The following is a 24,475-nucleotide window of genomic DNA, read 5'->3' as shown; positions in this document are numbered from 1 at the left end:
CTCCGCGCAGGCGACGACAGCGGGAGAGCGGTGGCGGGTACACGATCGTCACCTCGCCTCCACACCCCTCCTGCTAGCCTCGCGGCTTCCCAACTCACCACCGAACGAGGAGACGTAGGTGCGCAAGGCAGCGCAGATCGCCGGAGCGGCCGCCCTCGCCGCGATGCTGCTCAGCGGCTGCGGCAGCAGCGGCAGCAGCTCCGAGGACAAGCCGGCCAAGGAGACGGCCTCGCCGTCGGCGCCCGACGCGGGCGGCAAGCCCGCCGAGGGCGCGGCGGTGGAGGGCGCCTGGGAGGCGAAGGAGGGCGGCGAGCCGCTCATCCTGGTGTTCAAGAACGGCACGGCCGCCCTCAGCCGGGGCCACAAGGCCGGGTGCCTGGGCAAGGTCCAGCAAATGGCCGGGGTGTCGATGGTCGCGCTGAAGTGCACCGACGGCGACGACAGCCGCACGATGGGCCGACTCAAGCCCGGTGCGGACGGCAAGAGCCTGACCGTCAGCTGGGAGGGCGGTCCCACGGAGAAGTACCAGCGCTCCGAGGACGGCAAGGTGAAGATCCCCGAGCTGCCGGAGCTGCCCAGCGGCGCCCCGAACGGCGGCTGAGCCCGGTCCGTACGAACGGCCGCCGCCCGGCCCCTGCGGAAGGGACCGGGCGGCGGCCGGGTGCGTGACGGGAGCGGTCGCGGCGCCGGGCCGCGGCCGGCGGATCAGCGGACGAAGGTGCCCGCCTGCCCCGCGAGATCGAGGAAGTACTGCGGCGCCAGGCCGAGCACCAGCGTGACCACGACGCCGAGCGCGATGGCGGTCGTGGTGAGCGGGCTGGGCACCGCGACGGTCGGGCCGTCCGCCTTCGGCTCGTGGAAGAACATCAGCACGATCACCCGGATGTAGAAGAACGCGGCGATGGCCGACGACAGCACACCGATGACGACGAGCCAGCCCGCGCCGCTCTGCGCCGCCGCCTTGAAGACGGCGAACTTCCCGGCGAACCCGGAGGTCAGCGGGATACCGGCGAAGGCCAGCAGGAACACCGCGAAGACCGCCGCGACCAGCGGCGAACGGCGGCCGAGCCCGGCCCACTTGGACAGCTGCGTCGCCTCTCCCCCGGCGTCGCGGACGAGCGTGACGACGGCGAACGCGCCGAGCGTCACGAACGAGTACGCGGCGAGGTAGAAGAGGACGGACGAGATGCCGTCCCGGCTGGTCGCGAGGACACCGGCCAGGATGAACCCGGCGTGGGCGATCGAGGAGTACGCCAGCAGCCGCTTGATGTCGGTCTGGGTGATGGCGACGATCGCACCGCCCAGCATCGTGACGATGGCGACGCCCCACATCACCGGCCGCCAGTCCCACCGCATCCCGGGCAGCACGACGTACAGCAGCCGCAGCAGCGCGCCGAAGGCGGCGACCTTGGTGGCGGCGGCCATGAAGCCGGTGACCGGGGTCGGGGCGCCCTGGTAGACGTCCGGCGTCCACATGTGGAAGGGGACGGCGCCGACCTTGAAGAGCAGCCCCATCAAGGCGAGCGCGCCGCCGATGAGCAGCAGCGCGTCGTTGCCCATCGTGCCGGCGAGGGCCGGGTCGATCTGCTTGGTGCCGTCCGCGACGACCTCGGCGATGCCCGCGTAGGTGACGGTGCCGGCGTAGCCGTAGAGCAGGGCGATGCCGAAGAGCAGGAACGCCGAGGAGAACGCGCCGAGGAGGAAGTACTTGAGGGCGGCTTCCTGGGAGAGCAGGCGCTGGCGGCGGGCGAGCGCGCAGAGGATGTAGAGCGGGAGGGAGAAGACCTCCAGCGCGACGAAGAGGGTCAGCAGGTCGTTGGCGGCGGGGAAGATCAGCATGCCGCCGACGGCGAACAGCAGGATCGGGAAGACCTCGGTGGTGGTGAACCCGGCCTTGACCGCCGCCTGTTCGGCCGCGCCGCCCGGGACGGCGGCCGGCTGCGCGGCGAACGAGTCGACGCGATTGCCGTGCGCCGCCGGGTCGAGGCGGCGCTCCGCGAAGGTGAAGACCGCGACCAGCGAGACCAGCAGGATGGTGCCCTGGAGGAAGAGCGCGGGGCCGTCGACCGCGAGGGCGCCCATCGCCGCGAGATGCGCCTTGGTGGTGGCGAAGCCGCCCGCGGCGAGGCCGATGACCGCGGCGAAGCCGGCGGCCAGCGCCAGCACGGAGAGCAGCAGCTGCGCGGTGTAGCGGTTGCGGCGGGGCAGGAACGCCTCGATGAGGACGCCGACGATCGCCGCGCCGAAGACGATCAGTGACGGGGAGAGCTGGGCGTACTCGATGTGCGGCGCCGGGATCCTCCCGGGCGCCTCGGCCGCCGTTGTCCACAGGGTGTGGATGTCTGTCACGGGGTTCACTTCGCGGCCTCCGCATCGTGGTGGTGCGCGGGCTGACCTGCCCCGTGGCGCCCGGGCACCGCGTCCACCCGCACCGCGGGCTCGGGGTCCTGCTTGTCCACGACGGAGAGGGTGTGGTCGACCGCGGGGTTGACGAGATCGGTCAGCGGCTTGGGGTACACGCCGAGGAAGAGCAGCAGGGCGATCAGCGGGCCGACGACGACCAGCTCACGGACGCGCAGGTCCGGGAGGGCGCGGACCGTGTCGTCCTTCGGCGGGCCCGTCATCGTCCGTTGGTAGAGGACGAGGACGTAGAGCGCGGCGAGGACGATGCCGGCGGTGGCGATGATGCCGATGACCGGATAGCGGCTGAACGTGCCGACGAGGACGAGGAATTCGCTGACGAACGGGGCGAGGCCCGGCAGCGACAGGGTGGCCAGGCCGCCGACGAGGAAGGTCCCGGCGAGCAGCGGCGCGGCCTTCTGCACCCCGCCGTAGTCCGCGATCAGGCGCGAGCCGCGGCGGCTGATGAGGAAGCCGGCGACCAGCATCAGCGCGGCGGTGGAGATGCCGTGGTTGACCATGTAGAGGGTGGCGCCGCCCTGGCCCTGGGAGGTCATGGCGAAGATGCCCAGGATGATGAAGCCGAAGTGGGAGATCGAGGCGTACGCGATCAGGCGCTTGATGTCCCGCTGGGCGACGGCGAGCAGCGCGCCGTAGAGGATGCTGATCAGGGCCAGGACGAGGATGACCGGGGTGGCCCAGCTGCTGGCCTCGGGGAAGAGCTGGAGGCAGAAGCGGAGCATCGCGAAGGTGCCGACCTTGTCGACCACCGCGGTGATCAGCACGGCGACGGGTGACGTCGACTCGCCCATCGCGCCCGGCAGCCAGGTGTGCAGCGGCCACAGCGGCGCCTTGACCGCGAAGGCGAAGAAGAAGCCGAGGAAGAGCAGGCGTTCGGTGCCGGTGCCGAGGGTGAGATGGCCCGAGGCGCGCGCCTCGACGATCTGCTGGAGCGAGAAGGTACCGGCGCCGAGCTGATCGGCGGTGACGGCGTAGAGGCCGATGACCGCGGCGAGCATGATGAGGCCGCCGGCGAGGTTGTAGAGCAGGAACTTCACCGCGGCGCCCGCCCGCCGGGCCGCCGCCTCGCCCTCGTCCGCGCCGCTCGCGCCGTCGCCGAAGCCGCCGATGAGGAAGTACATCGGGATGAGCATGGCTTCGAAGAAGAGGTAGAAGAGGAAGACGTCGGTGGCCTCGAAGGAGAGGATCACCATCGCCTCGACGGCGAGGATCAGCGCGAAGAAGCCCTGGGTGGGGCGCCAGCGGCGGTTGGGCCGGGCCTCCTCCAGCGTGTCGGCGTCGTGCCAGCCCGCGAGGATGACGAACGGGATGAGCAGCGCCGTCAGGGCGATCAGGGCGACGGCGATGCCGTCCACGCCGAGTTCGTAGCGGACGCCGAAGTCGGCGATCCAGGCATGGGACTCGGTGAGCTGGAACGGGCCCTTGGCGCCGGGGTCGAAGCGGAACGCGATGACCAGGGCCAGCGCGAAGGTGGCGAGGGAGAAGAGCAGCGCGACCCATTTGGCGGCGGTGCGCCTGGCCGCGGGGATCGCGGCGGTGGCGACGGCGCCGACCGCCGGGAGCGCCGCGGCGCAGGTCAGCAGTGGGAACGAGAGATCTGCCACGGTTCAGACACCCCTCATCAGCAGGGTCACGGCGACGAGGACGGCGGCCCCGCCGACCATTTGGGCGGCGTAGGAACGGACGAAGCCGTTCTGCAGACGGCGCAGGAGCCCGGAGAGTCCGCCCATGGCGACGGCCGTGCCGGTGACGGCGCCGTCGACGAGGGTGTGGTCGAGGCGGACGAGGGTGTCGGTCAGGTGGGTGCCGCCGCGGACCAGGACGACGTGGTTGAAGTCGTCCTGGAGGAGGTCGCGGCGGGCGGCGCGGGTGAGCACCGAGCCGCGGGGCGCGGTGACCGGCACGGTCTTGCGGCCGTACATCAGCCAGGCGGTGGCGACGCCGAGGAGGAGGACGACGACGGTGGCGGTGGTGGTGACCGTCGCGCCGAACGGCGGGTGGCCGTGGGCGAGGGAGGTGACCGGCTCCAGCCAGGTGACGAAGGTTTCGTTGATGCTGAACAGGCCGCCGGCGAAGACCGATCCGAAGGCGAGGACGATCATCGGGATGGTCATGGTCTTCGGGGATTCGTGCGGATGGACCTCGTTCGGATCCCAGCGCTTCTCGCCGAAGAAGGTCATCAGCATCACGCGGGTCATGTAGAACGCGGTGATCGCGGCGCCGAGGAGGGCCGCGCCGCCGAGGATCCAGCCCTCGGTGCCGCCCTTGGCGAACGCCGCCTCGATGATCTTGTCCTTGGAGAAGAAGCCGGAGAGGCCGGGGAAGCCGATGATGGCGAGATAGCCCAGGCCGAAGGTGATGAAGGTGACCGGCATGTGCTTGCGCAGTCCGCCGTAGCGCCGCATGTCGACCTCGTCGTTCATGCCGTGCATCACGGAACCGGCGCCGAGGAAGAGCCCGGCCTTGAAGAAGCCGTGGGTGACCAGGTGCATGATCGCGAAGGCGTAGCCGATCGGGCCGAGCCCGGCGGCCAGGATCATGTAGCCGATCTGCGACATCGTGGACCCGGCGAGGGCCTTCTTGATGTCGTCCTTGGCGCAACCGACGATCGCACCGAAGAGGAGCGTGACGGCGCCGACCGCGACGACGGCGGTCTGGGCCGCGGGCGCGGCGTCGAAGAGCGCCCCGGAGCGGGTGATGAGGTAGACGCCCGCGGTGACCATGGTGGCGGCGTGGATCAGGGCGGAGACCGGGGTCGGGCCCTCCATCGCGTCCCCGAGCCAGGACTGCAGCGGCACCTGGGCCGACTTGCCGCAGGCGGCCAGCAGCAGCATCAGGGCGATGGCGGTGACCTTGCCCTCGCCCGCCGAGCCCGCCGTGCCCGCGGCGTCGAGAACCGGGGCGAACGCGAAGGTGCCGAAGGTGGTGAACAGCAGCATGATCGCGATGGAGAGGCCGACGTCGCCGACGCGGTTGACGATGAAGGCCTTCTTGGCGGCGGTGGCCGCGCTGGGCTTGTGCTGCCAGAAGCCGATGAGGAGGTACGAGGCGAGGCCGACGCCCTCCCAGCCGACGTAGAGCAACAGGTAGTTGTCGGCGAGGACGAGCAGCAGCATCGCCGCGAGGAAGAGATTGAGATAGCCGAAGAAGCGGCGGCGCCGTTCGTCGTGCGCCATGTAGCCGACCGAGTAGAGGTGGATCAGCGAACCGACCCCGGTGATCAGCAGGACGAAGGTCATCGACAACTGGTCGAGCTGGAAGGCGACATCGGCGCGGAATCCGCCGACCGGGATCCAGGTGAACAGGTGCTGGTGCAGGGCGCGGTCATCGGCCGCCTTGCCGAGCATGCCGGTGAAGAGGACGGCGGCGACGGCGAACGAGGCGACCGCGAGAAGCGTGCCGATCCAGTGGCCGGCGCGGTCGAGGCGTTTTCCGCCGCACAGCAGCAGGGCCGCACCGACCAGCGGTGCCGCGATGAGCAGCGCGATCAAGTTCTCCACTTTGTGCGACCCCTTACAGCTTCATCAGGCTGGCGTCGTCGACCGAGGCCGTATGACGGGTGCGGAAGATCGTCACGATGATCGCCAGCCCGACGACGACCTCGGCTGCGGCGACGACCATCGTGAAGAAGGCGATGATCTGGCCGTCGAGATTGCCGTGCAGGCGGGAGAAGGTGACGAAGGCGAGGTTGCAGGCGTTGAGCATCAGCTCGATGCACATGAACACCACGATGGCGTTCCGCCTGATCAGCACGCCGGCCGCGCCGATGGTGAACAGCAGGGCGGCGAGGTAGAGGTAGTGGACCGGGTTCATTTTCCGGCTTCCTCCTTCGGTGCCGCCGGTGTGGTGGCCGGGGCGGCCGGGGGCTCGGAGCCGCCGCGGCCGAGCCACTCCTGCGACCGCTGTTCCAGGGCCTTCAGCTCGGCGAGGGATTCCTGGGAGACGTCACGGATCTGCCCGCGCTCGCGGAGCGTCGGATTGACGGTCAGCTCGGACGGGGTGCCGTCGGGCAGCAGGCCCGGGATGTCGACGGCGTTGTGGCGGGCATAGACACCGGGGGCCGGCAGCGGCGTGACCTGCTTGCCCTCGCGGATACGGGCCAGCGACTGCTCCCGCTGGGACGGCGTGCGCTCGGTGCGCTCGCGGTGGGTGAGGACCATCGCGCCGACGGCCGCGGTGATGAGCAGGGCGCCGGTGACCTCGAAGGCGAAGACGTACTTGGTGAAGATCAGGGCGGCCAGCCCCTGGATGTTCCCGCCGGCGTTGGCGTCGCCGAGGCCGTTGAACTCCTTCAGGGAGGCGTTGCCGATGCCGGCGATCAGGAGGATGCCGAAGCCGAGCCCCAGCGCGGCGGCGAGCCAGCGCTGGCCCTTGAGCGTCTCCTTGAGCGAGTCGGCGGCGGTGACACCGACGAGCATCACGACGAAGAGGAAGAGCATCATGATCGCGCCGGTGTAGACGACGATCTGGACGACGCCGAGGAAGTAGGCGCCGTTGGCGAGGTAGAACACCGCCAGGACGATCATGGTGCCGGCGAGCGAGAGGGCGCTGTGGACGGCGCGCTTCATCAAGATCGTGCAGAGCGCGCCGACGACGGCGACGGTGCCCAGGATCCAGAATTGCACGGCCTCGCCGGTGGAGGCCGCGGCGGCGAGGGAGTTCATCGTTCGATCACCTCCGGGGCGGCCGGTTCGTTCTCCCCGGTGGTGTGGGCCGCTTCCTGCGGCATCTCGCCCTTGCTGTGGGCGGTCTGACGGACCGTGCCGGGGGCGGCCTCGGTGACGAGGCCCCTGTAGTAGTCCTTCTCCGTCATGCCGGGGAAGATCGCGTGCGGGGTGTCGACCATGGTGTCCTCCAGGCCCGCGAGCAGCTCCTCCTTGGTGTAGATGAGCGATTCGCGGGACCTGTCGGCCAGCTCGTACTCATTCGTCATGGTCAGCGCGCGGGTCGGGCACGCCTCCACGCACAGGCCGCACAGGATGCAGCGCAGGTAGTTGATCTGATAGACGCGGCCGTAGCGCTCACCCGGGGAGTAGCGCTCCTCGTCGGTGTTGTCGGCGCCCTCGACGTAGATGGCGTCGGCGGGGCAGGCCCAGGCGCACAGCTCGCAGCCGATGCACTTCTCCAGGCCGTCCGGGTGGCGGTTGAGCTGATGGCGGCCGTGGAAGCGGGGCGCCGTCGGCTTCTTCTCCTCCGGGTACTGCTCGGTCAGCCGCTTCTTGAACATGGCCTTGAAGGTCACGCCGAAGCCGGCCACAGGATTCTGGAACTCAGGCACCGTCGCCCCCCTTTCCGTCCGCTCCCTCAACGTCACTGACAGTGTCCACCCGACCACTGACAATCAACTCGCGCTCATGGCGCGGCCGTCGGCGCGGCACCGGCGGCACCTCCTGTCCGGGCAGCGGCGGGACGGGGAAACCGCCCGCCATCGGGTCGAAGGCGCCGTCCTCCGCGCCGTCCGGCTCCTTGCCGTCCGGCTCGGCGCCGCGCCGGAAGAAGTCGGCGACCAGGGAGATCAGCAGCAGGGCGACCGCGGCTCCGGCGACGTACAGGACGATCTGCTGGAAGTCGTGGCCCTCGTTCTTCAGGGCGCGGACGGTGGCGACGAGCATCAGCCACAGCAGCGAGACCGGGATGAGGACCTTCCAGCCCAGCTTCATGAACTGGTCGTAGCGGACCCGGGGCAGCGTGCCGCGCAGCCAGATGAAGAAGAACAGCAGCAGCTGCACCTTGAGGGTGAACCACAGCAGCGGCCACCAGCCGTGGTTGGCGCCCTCCCAGAACGTGGAGATCGGCCACGGGGCGCGCCAGCCGCCGAGGAAGAGGGTGATGGCCACGGCGGAGACGGTGACCATGTTGATGTACTCGGCGAGCATGAACATCGCGAACTTGATGGACGAGTACTCGGTGTTGAAGCCGCCGACGAGGTCGCCCTCGGACTCCGGCATGTCGAACGGCGCGCGGTTGGTCTCGCCGACCATCGCGACGATGTAGATGATGAAGGAGACCGGCAGCAGCAGCACGTACCAGCGGCTCTGCTGCGCCTCCACGATCGTCGACGTCGACATCGAGCCGGAGTAGAGGAAGACCGCCGCGAACGACATGCCCATCGCGATCTCGTACGAGATCATCTGCGCGCACGAGCGGAGCCCGCCGAGCAGCGGATACGTCGAGCCGGACGACCAGCCGGCGAGGACGATGCCGTAGATGCCGACCGAGGCGGTGGCGAGGATGTAGAGGATGCCGATCGGCAGGTCGGTCAGCTGCATCGGGGTGCGGTGGCCGAAGATCGAGATCTCGTTGCCCGCGGGGCCGAAGGGGATCACCGCGATGGCCATGAAGGCGGGGATCGCGGCGACCACGGGCGCGAGGACGTAGACCGCCTTGTCGGCGCGCTTGACGACCAGATCCTCCTTGAGCATCAGCTTGATGCCGTCGGCGAGGGACTGGAGCATGCCCCACGGACCGTGGCGGTTGGGGCCGATGCGCAGCTGCATCCAGGCGACGACCTTGCGCTCCCAGACGATGGAGAACAGCACGGTCAGCATCAGGAAGGCGAAGCAGAAGACCGCCTTGAGGAGGATCAGCCACCACGGGTCGCGGCCGAACATCGACAGGTCTTCCTGGGCCAGCGCCGTGCTGCCGAGGGCGAGTTGCGGCATCATGCGTCCACCTCCTCGGCCGTCGCCGGGGTACCGGGGACGGCGGCGATCGTGACCAGTTCACCGGGGCGCGCGCCGGTGTCGGCCGCCACGCCGCCACCGGTGGAGTTCAGCGGCAGCCAGACGACCCGGTCGGGCATCGGCGTGATGTGCAGCGGCAGTTCGACGGTGCCCGATGGGCCGGTGACGGCCAGCAGTTCGCCGTCGGCGACGCCGGTCTCCCGGGCGGTGGCGGCGGAGAGCCGCGCCTCGGCCGGATGGCGGGTGCCGGTCAGCGCCTCGTCGCCGTCCTGGAGTTTGCCCTGGTCGAGCAGGAGACGGTGCCCGGCGAGCACCGCCTCGCCCGGCTCGGGGCGCGGCACCGGGCGGCCGGTCGCCAGCGGGTCGGCGGCGTACGGGCCGCGGCGCCCGCCGAAGCGGTCCAGCTCCCGGCGGACGGCGTGCACATCGGGCAGCCCCAGCGGCGTGCCGAGGGCATCGGCGAGCATGTGCAGGACCCGGGCGTCGGCCTGGAGGTGGCGCCGGGTCATCTGGTCCGGTTTGAGCGCCGCCTCGAACATCCGGGCCCGGCCCTCCCAGTTGAGGAAGGTGCCGGGCTTCTCGACGACGGCGGCCACGGGGAGGACGACGTCGGCGCGGTCGGTGACGGCGGACGGCCGCAGCTCCAGGCTGACCAGGAAGCCGACGGCGTCGAGGGCGGCGGTGGCGCGGGCCGGGTCCGGCAGGTCGGCGATCTCGACGCCGCCGACGAGCAGGGCGCCCAGCTCGCCGGCGGCGGCGGCCTCGACGATCTCGCCGGTGGCGCGGCCGTGGCCGGCCGGCAGCTCGTCGACGCCCCAGATCGCGGCGGTCTCCTCGCGGGCCCGCGGGTCGGTGGCGGGGCGGCCGCCGGGCAGCAGCCCGGGCAGGGCGCCCGCCTCGACGGCGCCGCGCTCCCCGGCGCGCCGCGGGATCCACACCAGGCGGGCGCCGGTGGCGGTGGCCAGCCGGATCGCGGCGGTCAGGGCGCCGGGCACGGTGGCCAGGCGTTCGCCGACGACGAGGACGGCGCCCGCGGCCCGCAGCGCCTCGGCCGCCTCCCGCCCGTCGCCGTCGAGGCCGACGCCGCCGGCGAGCGCGTCCAGCCATTCGGTCTCGGTGCCGGGGGCGGCGGGCAGCAGCGTCCCGCCGGTCTTGATCAGCCCGCGGGTGGCGTACGGGGCGAGGCCGTAGGTGCGCCCGCCGCGTTTGCGGTTGGCCTTGCGCAGCCTCAGGAAGACGCCGGGCGCCTCCTCCTCCGCCTCGATCCCGGCGAGGAGGACGGCGGGCGCCTGCTCCAGCGCGGTGTACGTGACGCCGCTGCCGTCGAGGTCCAGGCCGCGCCCCGCGACGCGAGCGGCGAGGAAGTCGGCCTCCTCGGCGCTGTGCGGGCGGGCCCGGAAGTCGACGTCGTGGGTGCCGAGGACGGTCCGGGCGAACTTGGCGTAGGCGTAGGCGTCCTCGACGGTGAGGCGGCCGCCGGTCAGCACGCCGGTGCGGCCATGGGCCGCGGCGAGTCCGCGGGCGGCGGCGGCCAGCGCCTCCGGCCAGCTCGCCGGCTCCAGCTCACCGGTGTCGGCGTTGCGGACGAAGGGGCTCTCCAGCCGGTCGCGCTGCTGCGCGTAGCGGAAGGCGAAGCGGCCCTTGTCGCAGATCCACTCCTCGTTGACCTCGGGGTCGTCGGCGGCCAGCCGGCGCATGACCTTGCCGCGGCGGTGGTCGGTGCGGGTGGCGCAGCCCCCGGCGCAGTGCTCGCAGACGCTCGGCGACGACACCAGGTCGAAGGGGCGGGAGCGGAAGCGGTAGGCGGCGGAGGTGAGGGCGCCGACCGGGCAGATCTGGATGGTGTTGCCGGAGAAGTAGGAGACGAACGGGTCGCCGTCGCCGGTGCCGACCTGCTGGAGGGCGCCGCGGTCGATCAGCTCGATCATCGGGTCGCCGGCGATCTGGTTGCTGAAGCGGGTGCAGCGGGCGCACAGCACGCAGCGTTCCCGGTCGAGCAGGACCTGCGTGGAGATGGCGACGGGCTTCTCGTACGTCCGCTTGCGGCCCTCGAAGCGGCTCTCCGGGTCGCCGACCTGCATCGCCTGGTTCTGCAGCGGGCACTCGCCGCCCTTGTCGCAGACCGGGCAGTCCAGCGGGTGGTTGATGAGCAGCAGCTCCATGACGCCGCGCTGGGCCTTCTCGGCGACCGGCGAGGTCAGCTGCGTCTTGACGACCATGCCCTCGGTGCAGGTGATGGTGCAGGAGGCCATCGGCTTGCGCTGGCCCTCGACCTCGACGATGCACTGGCGGCAGGCGCCCGCCGGGTCGAGCAGCGGGTGGTCACAGAAGCGCGGGATCTCGATGCCGAGGAGTTCGGCGGCGCGGATGACCAGGGTCCCCTTGGGGACGGAGAGCTGCACGCCGTCGATCGTCAGCGTGACGAGGTCCTCGGGCGGCTTCGCCGCCTCGCCGCCCCCGTCGTGGGGGGCGTTCGTGGTGACGGTCATGCGTTCACCCCCAGGTGAGCGTCGTTGTCGGCCCAGGCGGTCGACCTGGCGGGATCGAAGGGGCAGCCCCTGCCGTTCAGGTGCTGCTCGTACTCCTCGCGGAAGTACTTGAGGGAGGAGAAGATCGGCGAGGCGGCGCCGTCGCCGAGGGCGCAGAACGACTTGCCGTTGATGTTGTCGGCGATGTCGTTCAGCTTGTCGAGGTCGCCGGGGCGGCCCTTGCCCGCCTCGATGTCGCGGAGCAGCTGGACGAGCCAGTAGGTGCCCTCGCGGCAGGGGGTGCACTTGCCGCAGGACTCGTGGGCGTAGAACTCCGTCCAGCGGGTGACGGCGCGGACCACGCAGGTGGTCTCGTCGAAGCACTGGAGGGCCTTGGTGCCGAGCATCGATCCGGCGGCGCCGACGCCCTCGTAGTCGAGGGGGACGTCGAGGTGTTCCTCGGTGAACATCGGGGTGGAGGAGCCGCCCGGGGTCCAGAACTTCAGGCGGTGGCCCGGGCGCATCCCGCCGCTCATGTCGAGGAGCTGACGCAGCGTGATGCCGAGCGGCGCCTCGTACTGGCCGGGGCTCGCGACGTGGCCGCTGAGGGAGTAGAGCGTGAAGCCGGGCGACTTCTCGCTGCCCATGGAGCGGAACCAGTCCTTGCCGCGGTGCAGGATGGCGGGAACCGACGCGATGGACTCGACGTTGTTCACCACGGTGGGGCAGGCGTAGAGGCCTTCCACCGCGGGGAAGGGCGGGCGCAGCCGGGGCTGTCCGCGGCGGCCCTCCAGCGAGTCGAGCAGCGCGGTCTCCTCACCGCAGATGTACGCGCCGGCGCCGGCGTGCACGGTGACGTCCAGGTCGAGGCCGGAGCCGAGGATGTTCTTCCCGAGGAAGCCCGCCGCGTACGCCTCGCGCACCGCCTCGTGCAGCCGGCGCAGGACGGGGACGACCTCGCCGCGCAGATAGATGAAGGCGCGGTCCGAGCGGATCGCGTGGCAGGCGATCACGATGCCCTCGATGAGGGAGTGCGGGTTGGCGAAGAGGAGGGGGATGTCCTTGCAGGTGCCGGGCTCGGATTCGTCGGCGTTGACGACGAGGTAGTGCGGTTTGCCGTCGCCCTGCGGGATGAACTGCCATTTCATGCCGGTGGGGAAGCCGGCGCCGCCGCGTCCGCGCAGCCCGGCGTCCTTGACGTACGCGATGACGTCGTCGGGGGCCATGGCGAGGGCCTTGCGGAGGCCTTCGTAGCCGTCGTGGCGGCGGTAGGTGTCCAGGGTCCAGGAGCCGGGCTGGTCCCAGAAGGCGGAGAGCACCGGCGCGAGGAGTTTCTGCGGGCTGGTTTCGTCGACCTCGGCTGCCACCGTCATCACTTCCCCTCCTCGGCTTCGGGCCCGGCCGGGTGCTGCTCGTCGGAGGCCGAGGTCTTCCGGGGCGCGTCGTGGGAGCTGGGGTGCACCGGGGAGGCCTGCTCGCCCGGGTCGCCCGACGGCGGTTCGCCCGGCGGGGGTTCGGCGGTGGCGCGCGGGGCGATGACGTGGTCGGCGCCGCGGCCCGGTGCGGCCTCGCCCTTCGCGAGGCGGAGGCCGACGAGGGAGGCGTGTCCGGCGCCGCCGGTGGCCTCGACGGCGCCGGGGCGCGCGTCGGGGAAGCCGGCGAGGATCCGGGAGGTCTCCTTGAAGGTGCACAGCGGGGCGCCGCGGGTGGGTTCGACGGTGCGTCCGGCGCGCAGGTCGTCGACGAGGCGCTTGGCGGACTGCGGGGTCTGGTTGTCGAAGAACTCCCAGTTCACCATCACGACGGGCGCGTAGTCGCAGGCGGCGTTGCACTCGATGTGTTCGAGGGTGACGGCGCCGTCCTCGGTGGTCTCGCCGTTGCCGATGCCGAGGTGTTCCTGGAGCTGCTCGAAGATGGCGTCGCCGCCCATCACCGCGCAGAGCGTGTTGGTGCAGACGCCGACCTGGTAGTCGCCGCCGTCCGTGCGCCGGTACATGGAGTAGAAGGTGGCGACGGCGGTGACCTCGGCGGTGGTCAGGCCGAGGCGGTCGGCGCAGAAGCGGATGCCGGTGCGGGTGATGTGCCCTTCCTCGGCCTGGACGAGGTGGAGCAGCGGCAGCAGCGCGGAGCGGGAGCCGGGGTAGCGGGCGATCACCTCGGCGGCGTCGGCCTCCAGCCGGGCGCGGACGTCGTCCGGGTAGTCGGGGGCGGGGAGCGAGGGCATGCCCAGGCTCGTCGCAGTGTTCTCGGTCACCGGTCGACGCCTCCCATCACGGGGTCGATGGATGCGACGGCGACGATGACGTCGGCGACCTGGCCGCCTTCGCACATGGCCGCCATGGCCTGCAGGTTGGTGAAGGACGGATCGCGGAAGTGCACGCGGTAGGGGCGGGTGCCGCCGTCGCTGACGGCGTGCACGCCCAGTTCGCCCTTGGGGGACTCCACGGCGGTGTACGCCTGGCCCGGGGGGACCCGGAAGCCCTCGGTGACCAGCTTGAAGTGGTGGATGAGGGCTTCCATCGAGGTGCCCATGATCTTCTTGATGTGGTCGAGGCTGTTGCCGAGGCCGTCCGGTCCGAGGGCGAGCTGCGCGGGCCAGGCGATCTTCTTGTCGGCGACCATCACCGGTCCGGGCTCCAGCCGGTCCAGGCACTGCTCGACGATCCGCAGCGACTGGCGCATCTCCTCCAGCCGGATCAGGAAGCGGCCGTAGGCGTCGCAGGTGTCGGCGGTCGGCACCTCGAAGTCGTAGGTCTCGTAGCCGCAGTACGGCTGGGTCTTGCGCAGGTCGTGCGGGAGGCCGGCGGCGCGGAGGATGGGGCCGGTGGCGCCGGTGGCGAGGCAGCCGGCCAGATCGAGGTAGCCGATGCCCTCCATGCGGCCCTTGAACACCGGGTTGCCGCTGGCGAGCTTGTCGTACTCGGGGAGGTTCTTCCGCATCTTCTTGACGAACTCGCGGACCTGGTCGACGGCGCCGGGCGGGAGGTCCTGGGCGAGGCCGCCGGGGCGGATGTACGCGTGGTTCATCCGCAGGCCGGTGATCAGCTCGTAGAGGTCGAGGACGAGTTCCCGGTCGCGGAAGCCGTAGATCATGATGGTGGTGGCGCCCAGCTCCATGCCGCCGGTGGCGATGGCCACGAGGTGGGAGGAGAGGCGGTTCAGCTCCATCAGCATGACGCGGATGACGGTGGCCCGGTCGGGGATCTGGTCGGTGATGCCGAGGAGTTTCTCCACCGCCAGGCAGTACGCCGTCTCGTTGAAGAACGGCGTCAGGTAGTCCATGCGCGTGACGAACGTCGTGCCCTGGGTCCAGGTCCGGTATTCGAGGTTCTTCTCGATGCCGGTGTGGAGGTAGCCGATGCCGCAGCGGGCCTCGGTGACGGTCTCGCCGTCGATCTCCAGGATGAGCCGCAGCACGCCGTGCGTGGAGGGGTGCTGGGGGCCCATGTTGACGATGAGGCGTTCGTCGTCGGACTTCGCGGCGGCCGCCGCGATCTCGTCCCAGTCGCCGCCGGTGACGGTGTAGACGGCGCCCTCGGTCGTCTCGCGCGGCCCGGGGGCGGCGGACGCTTCTGCGGGGGAAGGGGAAGGAGTCATCAGCTGTACGACCTCCGCTGGTCGGGAGCCGGGATCTGGGCGCCCTTGTACTCGACGGGGATGCCGCCGAGCGGGTAGTCCTTGCGCTGCGGGAAGCCCTGCCAGTCGTCGGGCATCATGATCCGGGTGAGCGCCGGGTGGCCGTCGAAGATGAGGCCGAAGAAGTCGTACGCCTCGCGCTCGTGCCAGTCGTTGGTCGGGTAGACGTCGACGACCGACGGGAGGTGCGGGTCGGCGTCGGGGACCGAGACCTCCACCCGGATCAGCCGGTTGTGGGTGAGCGAGCGCAGGTGGTAGACGGCGTGCAGCTCGCGGCCCTTGTCGTCGGGGAAGTGGACGGCGCTGACGCCGGTGCACAGTTCGAAGCGGAGCGCGGGGTCGTCGCGGAGGGTGCGGGCGACGGCCGGGAGGTATTCCCGCTCGATGTGGAAGGTCAGCTCGTCGCGGTCGACGACGGTCTTGTCGATGACGTTCTCGGGGACCAGGCCCTGTTCCTCCAGGGCGCCCTCCAGCTCGTCGGCGACCTCGTCGAACCAGCCGCCGTAGGGCCGGGCGCTCGCGCCGGGCAGCCGTACGGTGCGCACGAGGCCGCCGTAGCCGGAGGTGTCGCCGCCGTTCGCGGCGCCGAACATGCCGCGGCGGGTGGCGATGAGGTCGCCGGTGTCGTCGCGCTGGGCCGGGACGTTCTGGCCGGGTGCGTTGGGGTCGTCCTGCTCGCTCACCGCAGCAGTCCCTTCATCTCGATCGTCGGGAGTGCCTGGAGCGCGGCTTCCTCCGCCTCGCGGGCCGCCTGCCGCTGATTGACGCCGAGCTTGGACTCCTGGATCTTCTGGTGGAGCTTGAGGATGGAATCCATCAGCATCTCGGGGCGCGGCGGGCATCCCGGCAAATAGATGTCAACGGGGACGATGTGGTCGACACCCTGAACGATGGCGTAGTTGTTGAACATCCCGCCCGACGATGCGCAAACCCCCATGGAGATCACCCACTTCGGGTTCGGCATCTGGTCGTAGACCTGCCGCAGCACCGGCGCCATCTTCTGGCTGACCCGCCCGGCCACGATCATCAGATCGGCCTGGCGCGGGGAGCCGCGGAAGACCTCCATGCCGAAGCGGGCCAGGTCGTAGCGGCCGGCGCCGGTCGTCATCATCTCGATGGCGCAGCAGGCGAGCCCGAAGGTGGCGGGGAAGACGGAGGATTTGCGTACCCAGCCCGCGGCCTGTTCGACGGTGGTCAGCAGAAAGCCGCTGGGCAGCTTCTCTTCAAGTCCCATGGGTGACCCCTAGTCCCATTCCAGGCCGCCGCGACGCCACACATAGGCGTAGGCGACGAAGACGGTGAGCGCGAAGAGGAGCATCTCGACGAGCCCGAACAGCCCCAGGGCGTCGAAGGTGACGGCCCAGGGGTAGAGGAAGACGATCTCGATGTCGAAGACGATGAAGAGCATCGCCGTCAGGTAGTACTTGATCGGGAAGCGACCGCCGCCGGCCGGCTGCGGAGTCGGCTCGATCCCGCATTCGTACGCTTCGAGCTTGGCCCGGTTGTAGCGCCTGGGTCCCACGAGCGTGGCCATCACGACGGAGAAGATCGCAAAGCCTGCCCCGAGGGCTCCCAGTACGAGGATGGGCGCATAGGCGTTCACCGTCCTCGCTCCCTTCAGTCGACGATGACTGGATGGCGGTCCGCCCGGGCTCGCCCCACAGAGATCGTGCGCATGTGAGGCAGTTCACAAGCCCGGACCGCCTGCATCCTATGCCCGTCCTCCTGTGATCTGCGACACGGGGTACGCCAACGCCTTTGTGATCTCCACCACCTGACGAAGGATCATGAAGTCGGATGAGCGGTGATCTACGCACGTGAAGCGTGCGAGTGATCACGAGAGGTGACATTCATACGGGTTACCGCTGGTCAAAGCGGCTGCGTCACTATCAAGACATGGGCCGCACAAGCAAATTGGCGCTGGACGCGGCCAACTGCTATAGGGCGTCCGGCCGGTGACGTGGACACCCCGTGAAGCTCCCGTGATCACTCGCGCGTGCACGCCTTCACGAGCGCCGGGCGCGCGGGCGGATCACGGGAACATAACGGGCACTCACGAGTGACCTATCCCACGCGCTTTCGCGCCATAACTCCTTGACTGCCGGGAAGCCTTGGCGTGGCGCCCGCAGAGGTGATAGGCGCCCTGGCGCGCCCGGATCGGCCGTAAAAGCCGTGCGTAGGTGCATGATCGCGATTTTCGGACACCGTTCGAGCGATCTTGCGCGCGGCGATAAGTCCGCTTTGTTCACCATGAACGCGTCAAGTGTGGCGCAGGCCACCTTTGTTGGCAGCAACCTGTGACTCTTGATAGCCGTGGTGCCATGTCCCCGAACGCACTCATACCCAGCCACCGGAAGCCCCGCCGTTCCGCGTCCTCGCGGGCCCTGCGTGCGGGCGTGACCGGTGGCTTCCTCACCCTCGCGGTGACCGGCGCCGCCGTTCCGGCCAACGCCGCCGACAAGCCGGTGGCCGAGACGCAGGAGCTGCCGACCATCACGACGGCGCTCACCGTCGACCTCGCCGAGAGCGCCGACGCGACCCAGCAGGTCGCCGAGGTGTACGAGCGTCAGGCCGCGCAGGACAAGGCGGCGTCCACCGCCGCCAAGGCCGCGAAGAAGGACAAGGCCGAGGCCGAGCAGAAGGCCGCCGAGGCCAAGAAGAAGGCGGCCGAGGCCAAGAAGAAGGCCGCCGAGGCCCTGGAGACGCGGGCCTCCCGCTCCGCCGACCGCACCGACCTGACGGGCGGCGGCTCCGCGGACTCCGGCTCCGACGCCTCCACGCCGTCCACCGGCGCCACCGGCTCCACCGCCACGCTGCTCTCCTTCCTCCGCGCCCAGGTCGGCAAGGCGTACGTCATGGGCGCCACCGGCCCCTCCGCGTACGACTGCTCCGGCCTCACCCAGGCCGCGTTCCGGCAGATCGGCATCGAGCTGCCGCGCGTCTCGCAGTCGCAGTCGACCGCCGGTACCCAGGTCGGCCTGAGCAACCTCCAGGTCGGCGACATCCTCTACTGGGGCGGCGCGGGCAGCGCCTACCACGTGGGCGTCTACGTCGGTAACGGCAACTTCATCGGCGCGCAGAACTCCAGCACCGGCGTGGTCGAGCGCCCGCTCAGCTACGACATGCCGACCGGCGCCGTCCGCGTCCTCTGAGACCGGCACCCGCAACGGAGCACGCCCCGTCCGCGACCCGCACCGGCATCCCCTCCCGCCGGTGCGCCCCCGTCGCCCTTCCTGACGGGCCGGCCGCTCCGTAGCGCGCCTTTTCGGGCCGCTCCTCCCACCGCTCGGGAGGGGCGGCCCTTCGGCGTTCGGCGGCCGGCGTCCCCGCTCGTACGGCGCCCTCCCCTCGTACGGGCCGCCGGATTCCGGCCGTGTTCCGCCGCATCAGGTGATGCGGCGTCGGCGGCGCGCCGCCCGTTCGGCCCACCGGCGCCCCTCCCCCGCACCGCTCCGCGTGCGCACCGGACGCACCTCGGCTGACATGGCTACGGAAGCGGGCCCGGCGCACCGATGGTGTGCGGGGCCCGGGCGCCCGACCGGGCGCTCCCCGACGCCGTCCCAGGAGGACCCGCATGTCCCGCGCCGCGCGCACCCTGGCCGCCTCCGCGCTCGGCGCGGCCGCCGTCGCCCTCACCGCCCCGGCGGCCCCGGCCGCGCCCGCGCGGCCCATAGCCGCCGGCGCCGCCATATCCCTGGCGGCCGCCTCCGCCGACGGGCCGTCCGCCTCCGTCAGCCCGGCGACCGTGCACCGCGGCCGGTCCGTCACCCTGGCGGTGACCTGCGCGGTACGCGACGAGGAGCGGATGCCGCGGAACATCAGCGGCGAGGGGCGGGTGCTGCGGGACGGCACCGTCACCCTGGAGCGCCAGGGATCCACCGGCACCTACCGGGGCACGGCGCAGACCGCTCCCCGGGTGCCGCTGGGTCTCGGGCCGATCGACGAGGCCGCCGCCGCGCGGGCCGACGCCCGGGCGGCCTGGGCGATCGAGGGCGTCTGCCCGGACAGCGCGCCCTGGAGCGTCACCGTACGGACCACCGTCGCGGACCCCGCCCCGTCCGCCGCGCCGCACACCGCCCCGTCCGGTCCGCCCGCCGGGAACGCCCCGGCGCCCGGCCGCCCGCACCGTGAACTCCCGCGCCCCGAGGGCCCGCACGCGAAGAAGCCGGGCCCGGACGGCCCGGCCTCCGAGGGCCCGCGCACGGCGCGCCCCGGCACCTCACGCCCCGGCGCCCCGCACGGACCGGTGGCCGCCGGTGGCGGCGGCGCGGCGCAGCACCGCCCCACGACCGAGGTCCGGTTCGCGGAGCTGGCGCGGATCACCGCCGGGGACCGGAGCGCCGCCACGCTGCTCGCGGCGGGCGGCGCCGTCCTCGCGGCGACCGCGGCCGGCGGATATCTGCTGACCCGCCGCCGGGAGCGCGGCACGGCCGGACACCCCGAGGGCGGGGCCGCGCGGCCCTGACGGACCGTCCCCGGACGCCACGTTCCGGCTCACGGGGCGCTCCCGGGGGCGACGGCCCGGCTCACCGAGCGTTCCCGGCGACGGCCCGGCTCACCGGGCGCCGTCCCGCACCGCGCCCCGGCTCACCGGGCGCTCCCCCGGAGCCGCGGCCGGGCACGCCGGCACCGCGCCCGCGTTCACGGGGCGCTGCCCGCGCCCTGCCGGTTCCGCTCGTACGTGCTGTGCATCGCGCAGCGGCGGAGGACGGCGGCGAGCTGCCGTGCCACGTCCGGGGCGCAGCGCCCCAGCTCCACCAGCGGCCGGGGGTCCTCGCCGGCGACCGACGCGGCGTCGAGCCGCAGGGTGGGCAGGACGACACCGACCCCCAGCAGCGCGGCCCGCAGCTCGTCGCGCGCTCCCTCGGCATCCCTGATCATCGCGTCCAACTCATGACCTCACACTCCACGGGCGAATGAATCCCCTCCGTACTCCCCCCGCCCCGTGCGGACCATGCGTGACCTGCTCGGAAGAGGACGCTCTCGGGGTGACGCGTACCCGGTGAGGTGACGCGGGTGCCGGGCGACGCCCGGTGGTTCACGCCTTCGGGGCGGGCTTGGTTCCACCGAGGTGACCATCGGAAGAGAAACTTCCTACCACCGGTGGTACGTCTTAGGTATGAGCAGTCACGTGGCACCCCAGGCCGTCGAGCGGGCCGGCAAGAGATCCGTGTCGCTCGCCCAGTCGTTGATCAAGGAAGTCGAGGAACGCGCCGGCAAGAGCGGGTTCTCCTCCGTCGTGGCCGAAGCCCTGGAGGAATGGCTCGCCGCGCAGAAGCTCCGCGAGGTCGTGGCCGCCGACCGCAAGGCGTTCGGCCCCGTTTCCGCCGAAGCACGGCGACAGGCGGAGCAGGAGTGGTAAGCAAGCGCCTCAAGATCAAGGCGAAGAGCGAGGGCACTCTCGTCCTGGACGCCCAAGGACTTTCCCTGCACGTCGACGGTGACGAGGGGATGCGCGCGCATCGAGGTCGCTCAGCAGAGCGGCCGACGTGTGGCGCTGTCCGCGCTGACACCCTTGGAGGTGCGTCGAACAGGGGAAGCCGCCAAGCGGCTCCAGTTCCTGCTGTCCCGATTCGATGTGAAACCGGTCAACGACGCCGTGACGGACGCCGCAACAAAGCTGCTGGACGCCTCGGGCCTTGACGGACACGAGTGCCTCGTGGACGCCCTGGTCGTCGCCACGGCCGCGCTCTGCACTCCCCCCGTACTACTCGTCACTTCTGACAGGTCGCACATCCCAGCGCTGTGCAAGGCCGCCGAGGAGCTTCCCGGCTCGCCAAAGGTGAAGATCGTCAACGTGTGACGGCCGAACACCAGGAGCCGGGCCGCTCGTTCCCACGAGCGGCCCGGCGTTGAACCATCAAGCTTTCGGGGCCACCTTGCTCAACCCGTTGATGATGCGGTCCATCGCGTCGCCGCCCGTGGGGTCGGTGAGGTTGGCGAGCATCTTGAGGGTGAAGCGCATCAGCAGCGGGTGGGTCAGGCCGCGCTGGGTGGCGATCTGCATGACCTTCGGGTTGCCGATGAGCTTCACGAACGCGCGGCCCATCGAGTAGTAGCCGCCGTAGGTCTCCTTGAGGACCTTCGGGTAGCGCTCCAGGGCGCGTTCGCGCTGGAGGTAGGTGGCGCGGGCGTGGGCCTGCACGATGACCTCGGCGGCCAGCGCGCCGGACTCCATGGCGTACGCGATGCCCTCGCCGTTGAACGGGTTGACCAGCCCGCCCGCATCGCCGACCAGCAGCAGGCCGCGGGTGTAGTGCGGCTGGCGGTTGAAGGCCATCGGCAGGGCCGCGCCGCGGATCGTCGTCGTCATGTTCTCGGGGGTGTAGCCCCACTCCTCGGGCATGGAGGCGCACCACGCCTTGAGGATCTCGCGCCAGTCCAGCTCCTTGAAGGCGGAGGAGGAGTTGAGGATGCCGAGGCCGACGTTGCTGGTGCCGTCGCCCATGCCGAAGATCCAGCCGTAGCCGGGCAGCAGCCGGTCCTGGGCGCCGCGGCGGTCCCACAGCTCCAGCCAGGACTCCAGGTAGTCGTCGTCGTGGCGCGGCGAAGTGAAGTACGTGCGGACCGCGACGCCCATCGGGCGGTCGTCGCGGCGGTGCAGGCCCATCGCGACGGAGAGGCGGGTGGAGTTGCCGTCCGCGGCGACGACCAGCGGGGCGTGGAAGGTGACCGGCGTCTTCTCCTCGCCGAGCTTGGCGTGCACGCCGGTGATGCGGCCGGTCAGTTCGTGGACGATCGGGGCGCCGACGTTGCAGCGCTCGTACAGCCGGGCGCCGGCCTTCTGCGCCTGGCGGGCGAGCTGCTCGTCGAAGTCGTCGCGCTTGCGGACGAGGCCGTAGTCGGGGAAGGAGGCGAGGTCGGGCCAGTCGAGCTGGAGGCGGGAGCCGCCGCCGATGATCCGCAGGCCCTTGTTGCGCAGCCAGCCCGCCTCCTCGGAGATGTCGATGCCCATCGCGACGAGCTGCTTGACGGCGCGCGGCGTCAGACCGTCGCCGCAGACCTTCTCGCGGGGGAACGCCGTCTTCTCCAGGAGGAGGACGTCGAGCCCGGCCTGGGCGAGGTGGTAGGCGGTCGCGGAGCCGGCCGGACCGGCGCCGACGACGATCACATCCGCGCTGTGCTCTGAGCGCCGCTCGGCGGCGGGCGCGGACTCGGTCACGGGCGCGGACTCGGTCACGGGGGATCTCCAGGGAAGTCGATATCTGGATTTCTGCATATCCGGGTGCCGAACGGCACCGGGCATGGGCAGTCTATGGGGGCCTTGGTGATCAGAACCTGAAGGGTTGGCCATGCAGCCGATGACGAAGACGAGCACGGACGGCGCGCCCCCCGCCGTCGAACTGCGGGTACCCACCGAGGAGGACGCCTGGAACTGGCACCACGTCTTCGCCCACCCCGACGTCATGGAGTTCTTCGGCGGTGAGCCCTACGAACTCTCCGTCTACGACGAGCTGACCGCCCGCCAGCGCCGCCACCACGCCGAACGCGGCTACTGCCTCTACACCCTGCTCGACCCGGACGGCACGGTCCTCGGCTTCGCCGGCGCCCAGCCGTGGCCGCAGTCGTGGGGCCCGGCCGGTGAGATCGAGATCGGCTGGCGGCTGGGGCGCGAGCACTGGGGCAAGGGGTATGCGACGGCCGCGGCGCGCGCGGCGCTGGCGGACGTCCGGGCGGCCGGCGTCCCCGAGGTCGTCGCAATGATCAACTCCCGCAACGCCCGGTCGATCGCGGTCGCCGAACGGCTCGGCATGCGGCGGGCGGAGACGTACAAGAAGCCGGGGGACGAGGGCGTCACGGCGTACTGCTACCGGCTGACGCCGTGAGGCGGCGGGGATGAGCCGTGGCCGGGGCGGTGCGCCGCCCCGGCCACACCGCGTCAGTGCGCGGGTCGGATGCCGCGGTGCAGGGCGACGATGCCGCCGGTGAGGTTGCGCCAGGCCACCTTCGACCAGCCGACGCCCTGGAGTCGGGCGGCGAGCGCGGGCTGGTTGGGCCAGCTGCGGATCGACTCGGCGAGGTAGACGTACGCGTCCGGGTTGCTGCTGACCGCGCGGGCGACCGGCGGCAGCGCCCGCATCAGGTACTCGGTGTAGACGGTGCGGAACGGGCCCCACGTCGGCTCGCTGAACTCGCAGATCACCACGCGGCCGCCGGGCTTGGTGACGCGGTACAGCTCGGCGAGGGCGGCGTCGGTGTCCTGGATGTTGCGCAGGCCGAAGGAGATGGTGACGGCGTCGAACACCTCGTCCGCGAAGGGCAGCTTCGTGCCGTCACCGGCGGTGAACGGCAGCCACGGGTGGCGCTTCTTGCCCTCGCGGAGCATGCCGACGGAGAAGTCGCACGGCACGACGTGGGCGCCGGTGCGGGCGAAGGGCAGCGAGGACGTACCGGTGCCGGCGGCGAGGTCGAGGATGCGCTCGGCGGGCCGGGCGGCGACCGCCCGGTCCACCTCCTTGCGCCACAGCCGGGCCTGGCCCAGGGAGAGCACGTCGTTGGTGAGGTCGTAGCGCGCCGCCACGTCGTCGAACATCGCGGCGACTTCGTGCGGCTGCTTGTCCAGGGATGCTCGGGTCACCCGGCCATTGTCCACCGTCGCCCGGCCGCCCCCGGCACCGGGCACGCATCGGGACGGAAGGGGCGCCGGGCCGGGCGCCGCGGCGGTCAGCGGCGGCGGTGGACCAGCCGGCCGCCGACGACCGTGGCGACGCAGGTGGCGGCCCCGAGCCTGACCAGGGCGGCCCGGTCCGGCACGTCGAACACGGCGAACCGGGCGGGCCCGCCCGCCGTCAGCGGCGGCAGCAGGATCAGCGGGGACGGCGAGAAGGACGCCGGGCCCGGCAGGTTCTCCGAGCGCTGCCCGACCGCGAGCTGGGCCCGGCGCACCGCGTCCACGACGGCCCGGTGCCGCAGCTCACCGGCGATCGCGACGGTGCCGTGCGCCAGCATCCGCTGGATCCCGCGCCGGGCACTGGCGCCGCGCCGCGCCGGATCGGCGCGGAAGAGGGCCTGCGCCCGCTCCCCGGTGATCGGTTCGGTGCCGAACTCGTCGGCCTCGCGCGGGTCCGGGTGGTAGGCGCCTTCGAGCAGCTCGGGCCCGTAGGGGTTGAGCAGCCCCGGGGTGAGGATGCCCGGCCACCGCCGCACCCGCGCGGCGGGGCGGGCGGCGGCCAGCTCCTCGTACGGGCCGACGGCGGCGAGCGACGCGCCCTCGACCAGGACCGCGGCCTCGGGGGAGGACTCGGCGACGTGAAGCGTCAGCACCGC

24 protein-coding genes are annotated in these 24,475 nt (G+C 71.5%); 6 read left to right on the top strand and 18 right to left on the bottom strand.

Annotation, left to right across the window (positions count from 1 at the left end; all coding sequences use genetic code 11):
• Positions 1-118: 118 nt before the first annotated feature.
• Complete coding sequence (locus ABT345_RS06300) at positions 119-601, top strand: hypothetical protein (protein WP_345088423.1); 483 nt, start codon at positions 119-121, stop codon at positions 599-601.
• 104 nt (positions 602-705) lie between these two features.
• Here ABT345_RS06300 and nuoN read toward each other — a convergent pair whose 3' ends face one another.
• The 14 genes from nuoN to ABT345_RS06230 are packed head-to-tail and all read right to left on the bottom strand — an operon-like array spanning position 706 to position 16,811.
• A complete protein-coding gene (nuoN, locus tag ABT345_RS06295; RefSeq protein ID WP_345088425.1) occupies positions 706-2,358 on the bottom strand; it encodes an NADH-quinone oxidoreductase subunit NuoN in 1,653 nt (550 codons plus the stop codon).
• Entirely contained in the window at positions 2,355-4,025 is a 1,671-nt protein-coding gene (locus ABT345_RS06290; RefSeq protein ID WP_345088427.1) for an NADH-quinone oxidoreductase subunit M, read from the bottom strand. The genes nuoN and ABT345_RS06290 overlap by 4 nt, the downstream gene beginning before the upstream one ends.
• Positions 4,026-4,028: 3 nt before the next feature.
• Positions 4,029-5,921, bottom strand: coding sequence for an NADH-quinone oxidoreductase subunit L (nuoL, locus tag ABT345_RS06285; RefSeq protein ID WP_345088429.1), 1,893 nt, complete (start codon positions 5,919-5,921; stop codon positions 4,029-4,031).
• A gap of 13 nt (positions 5,922-5,934) precedes the next feature.
• Positions 5,935-6,234: an NADH-quinone oxidoreductase subunit NuoK gene (nuoK, locus tag ABT345_RS06280; RefSeq protein WP_143940879.1), complete on the bottom strand. Its 300-nt coding sequence runs from the start codon at positions 6,232-6,234 to the stop codon at positions 5,935-5,937.
• Positions 6,231-7,085: an NADH-quinone oxidoreductase subunit J gene (locus ABT345_RS06275; protein ID WP_345088432.1), complete on the bottom strand. Its 855-nt coding sequence runs from the start codon at positions 7,083-7,085 to the stop codon at positions 6,231-6,233. Before ABT345_RS06275 ends, nuoK begins: the two co-directional genes overlap by 4 nt.
• Entirely contained in the window at positions 7,082-7,699 is a 618-nt protein-coding gene (gene nuoI, locus ABT345_RS06270) for an NADH-quinone oxidoreductase subunit NuoI (protein WP_345088435.1), read from the bottom strand. Before nuoI ends, ABT345_RS06275 begins: the two co-directional genes overlap by 4 nt.
• Positions 7,692-9,086, bottom strand: coding sequence for an NADH-quinone oxidoreductase subunit NuoH (gene nuoH, locus ABT345_RS06265; RefSeq protein ID WP_345088437.1), 1,395 nt, complete (start codon positions 9,084-9,086; stop codon positions 7,692-7,694). The genes nuoI and nuoH overlap by 8 nt, the downstream gene beginning before the upstream one ends.
• Positions 9,083-11,593 carry an NADH-quinone oxidoreductase subunit G gene (locus ABT345_RS06260; protein ID WP_345088439.1) on the bottom strand — a complete coding sequence of 837 codons (2,511 nt, stop codon included), beginning with the start codon at positions 11,591-11,593 and terminating at the stop codon, positions 9,083-9,085. The genes nuoH and ABT345_RS06260 overlap by 4 nt, the downstream gene beginning before the upstream one ends.
• Positions 11,590-12,945 (bottom strand): NADH-quinone oxidoreductase subunit NuoF, encoded by a 1,356-nt coding sequence (gene nuoF, locus ABT345_RS06255; RefSeq protein ID WP_345088441.1) that lies wholly within the window; start codon positions 12,943-12,945, stop codon positions 11,590-11,592. Before nuoF ends, ABT345_RS06260 begins: the two co-directional genes overlap by 4 nt.
• Positions 12,945-13,796, bottom strand: a complete 852-nt coding sequence (gene nuoE / locus ABT345_RS06250; protein ID WP_345088633.1) for an NADH-quinone oxidoreductase subunit NuoE — start codon at positions 13,794-13,796, stop codon at positions 12,945-12,947. The genes nuoF and nuoE overlap by 1 nt, the downstream gene beginning before the upstream one ends.
• Positions 13,797-13,822: 26 nt before the next feature.
• A complete protein-coding gene (locus ABT345_RS06245; RefSeq protein ID WP_345088443.1) occupies positions 13,823-15,169 on the bottom strand; it encodes an NADH-quinone oxidoreductase subunit D in 1,347 nt (448 codons plus the stop codon).
• Positions 15,169-15,891 carry an NADH-quinone oxidoreductase subunit C gene (locus tag ABT345_RS06240; protein WP_345088446.1) on the bottom strand — a complete coding sequence of 241 codons (723 nt, stop codon included), beginning with the start codon at positions 15,889-15,891 and terminating at the stop codon, positions 15,169-15,171. Before ABT345_RS06240 ends, ABT345_RS06245 begins: the two co-directional genes overlap by 1 nt.
• The gene (locus ABT345_RS06235) at positions 15,888-16,442 is read right to left on the bottom strand and encodes a NuoB/complex I 20 kDa subunit family protein (protein ID WP_345088448.1); all 555 of its coding nucleotides are present in this window, start codon (positions 16,440-16,442) and stop codon (positions 15,888-15,890) included. Before ABT345_RS06235 ends, ABT345_RS06240 begins: the two co-directional genes overlap by 4 nt.
• Before the next feature lie 9 nt (positions 16,443-16,451).
• Complete coding sequence (locus ABT345_RS06230; protein WP_345088450.1) at positions 16,452-16,811, bottom strand: NADH-quinone oxidoreductase subunit A; 360 nt, start codon at positions 16,809-16,811, stop codon at positions 16,452-16,454.
• 718 nt (positions 16,812-17,529) lie between these two features.
• On the opposite strand from ABT345_RS06230, the gene ABT345_RS06225 reads away from it, so the two are divergent.
• Entirely contained in the window at positions 17,530-18,360 is an 831-nt protein-coding gene (locus ABT345_RS06225; protein ID WP_345088452.1) for a C40 family peptidase, read from the top strand.
• A gap of 422 nt (positions 18,361-18,782) precedes the next feature.
• Complete coding sequence (locus ABT345_RS06220) at positions 18,783-19,673, top strand: NADH-quinone oxidoreductase subunit E (RefSeq protein ID WP_345088454.1); 891 nt, start codon at positions 18,783-18,785, stop codon at positions 19,671-19,673.
• A gap of 176 nt (positions 19,674-19,849) precedes the next feature.
• Here ABT345_RS06220 and ABT345_RS06215 read toward each other — a convergent pair whose 3' ends face one another.
• Entirely contained in the window at positions 19,850-20,089 is a 240-nt protein-coding gene (locus tag ABT345_RS06215) for a hypothetical protein (RefSeq protein ID WP_345088456.1), read from the bottom strand.
• 238 nt (positions 20,090-20,327) lie between these two features.
• Here ABT345_RS06215 and ABT345_RS06210 point away from each other — a divergent pair, with 238 nt between their 5' ends.
• Positions 20,328-20,570 carry a hypothetical protein gene (locus ABT345_RS06210; RefSeq protein WP_345088458.1) on the top strand — a complete coding sequence of 81 codons (243 nt, stop codon included), beginning with the start codon at positions 20,328-20,330 and terminating at the stop codon, positions 20,568-20,570.
• A 159-nt stretch (positions 20,571-20,729) separates the two neighbouring features.
• The gene (locus ABT345_RS06205) at positions 20,730-21,011 is read left to right on the top strand and encodes a hypothetical protein (protein ID WP_345088460.1); all 282 of its coding nucleotides are present in this window, start codon (positions 20,730-20,732) and stop codon (positions 21,009-21,011) included.
• A gap of 57 nt (positions 21,012-21,068) precedes the next feature.
• Here ABT345_RS06205 and ABT345_RS06200 read toward each other — a convergent pair whose 3' ends face one another.
• Positions 21,069-22,388 (bottom strand): geranylgeranyl reductase family protein, encoded by a 1,320-nt coding sequence (locus tag ABT345_RS06200; protein WP_345088462.1) that lies wholly within the window; start codon positions 22,386-22,388, stop codon positions 21,069-21,071.
• Between the two features lie 121 nt (positions 22,389-22,509).
• On the opposite strand from ABT345_RS06200, the gene ABT345_RS06195 reads away from it, so the two are divergent.
• The gene (locus ABT345_RS06195; protein ID WP_345088464.1) at positions 22,510-23,034 is read left to right on the top strand and encodes a GNAT family N-acetyltransferase; all 525 of its coding nucleotides are present in this window, start codon (positions 22,510-22,512) and stop codon (positions 23,032-23,034) included.
• Positions 23,035-23,087: 53 nt separating this feature from the next.
• On the opposite strand, the gene ABT345_RS06190 is transcribed toward ABT345_RS06195, so the two are convergent.
• Positions 23,088-23,786 carry a demethylmenaquinone methyltransferase gene (locus ABT345_RS06190; RefSeq protein ID WP_345088466.1) on the bottom strand — a complete coding sequence of 233 codons (699 nt, stop codon included), beginning with the start codon at positions 23,784-23,786 and terminating at the stop codon, positions 23,088-23,090.
• An 86-nt stretch (positions 23,787-23,872) separates the two neighbouring features.
• Positions 23,873-24,472 (bottom strand): hypothetical protein, encoded by a 600-nt coding sequence (locus ABT345_RS06185; protein ID WP_345088468.1) that lies wholly within the window; start codon positions 24,470-24,472, stop codon positions 23,873-23,875.
• Positions 24,473-24,475 lie beyond the last annotated feature (3 nt).

Source organism: Streptomyces sp. NPDC000404 (genome assembly GCF_040300365.1).
GTDB classification, from domain to species: domain Bacteria; phylum Actinomycetota; class Actinomycetes; order Streptomycetales; family Streptomycetaceae; genus Streptomyces; species Streptomyces ramulosus.
This window is presented reverse-complemented; position numbering and strand designations above follow the sequence as displayed.

Bases quoted from the DNA above. Each gene is read 5' to 3' on its own strand.
- nuoK (WP_143940879.1), bottom strand. From the start codon at position 6,234: ATGAACCCGGTCCACTACCTCTACCTCGCCGCCCTGCTGTTCACCATC.
- ABT345_RS06275 (WP_345088432.1), bottom strand. From the start codon at position 7,085: ATGAACTCCCTCGCCGCCGCGGCCTCCACCGGCGAGGCCGTGCAATTC.
- nuoH (WP_345088437.1), bottom strand. From the start codon at position 9,086: ATGATGCCGCAACTCGCCCTCGGCAGCACGGCGCTGGCCCAGGAAGAC.
- ABT345_RS06260 (WP_345088439.1), bottom strand. From the start codon at position 11,593: ATGACCGTCACCACGAACGCCCCCCACGACGGGGGCGGCGAGGCGGCG.
- nuoF (WP_345088441.1), bottom strand. From the start codon at position 12,945: ATGACGGTGGCAGCCGAGGTCGACGAAACCAGCCCGCAGAAACTCCTC.
- nuoE (WP_345088633.1), bottom strand. From the start codon at position 13,796: ATGCCCTCGCTCCCCGCCCCCGACTACCCGGACGACGTCCGCGCCCGG.
- ABT345_RS06245 (WP_345088443.1), bottom strand. From the start codon at position 15,169: ATGACTCCTTCCCCTTCCCCCGCAGAAGCGTCCGCCGCCCCCGGGCCG.
- ABT345_RS06235 (WP_345088448.1), bottom strand. From the start codon at position 16,442: ATGGGACTTGAAGAGAAGCTGCCCAGCGGCTTTCTGCTGACCACCGTC.
- ABT345_RS06225 (WP_345088452.1), top strand. From the start codon at position 17,530: ATGTCCCCGAACGCACTCATACCCAGCCACCGGAAGCCCCGCCGTTCC.
- ABT345_RS06220 (WP_345088454.1), top strand. From the start codon at position 18,783: ATGTCCCGCGCCGCGCGCACCCTGGCCGCCTCCGCGCTCGGCGCGGCC.
- ABT345_RS06215 (WP_345088456.1), bottom strand. From the start codon at position 20,089: ATGATCAGGGATGCCGAGGGAGCGCGCGACGAGCTGCGGGCCGCGCTG.
- ABT345_RS06210 (WP_345088458.1), top strand. From the start codon at position 20,328: ATGAGCAGTCACGTGGCACCCCAGGCCGTCGAGCGGGCCGGCAAGAGA.
- ABT345_RS06195 (WP_345088464.1), top strand. From the start codon at position 22,510: ATGACGAAGACGAGCACGGACGGCGCGCCCCCCGCCGTCGAACTGCGG.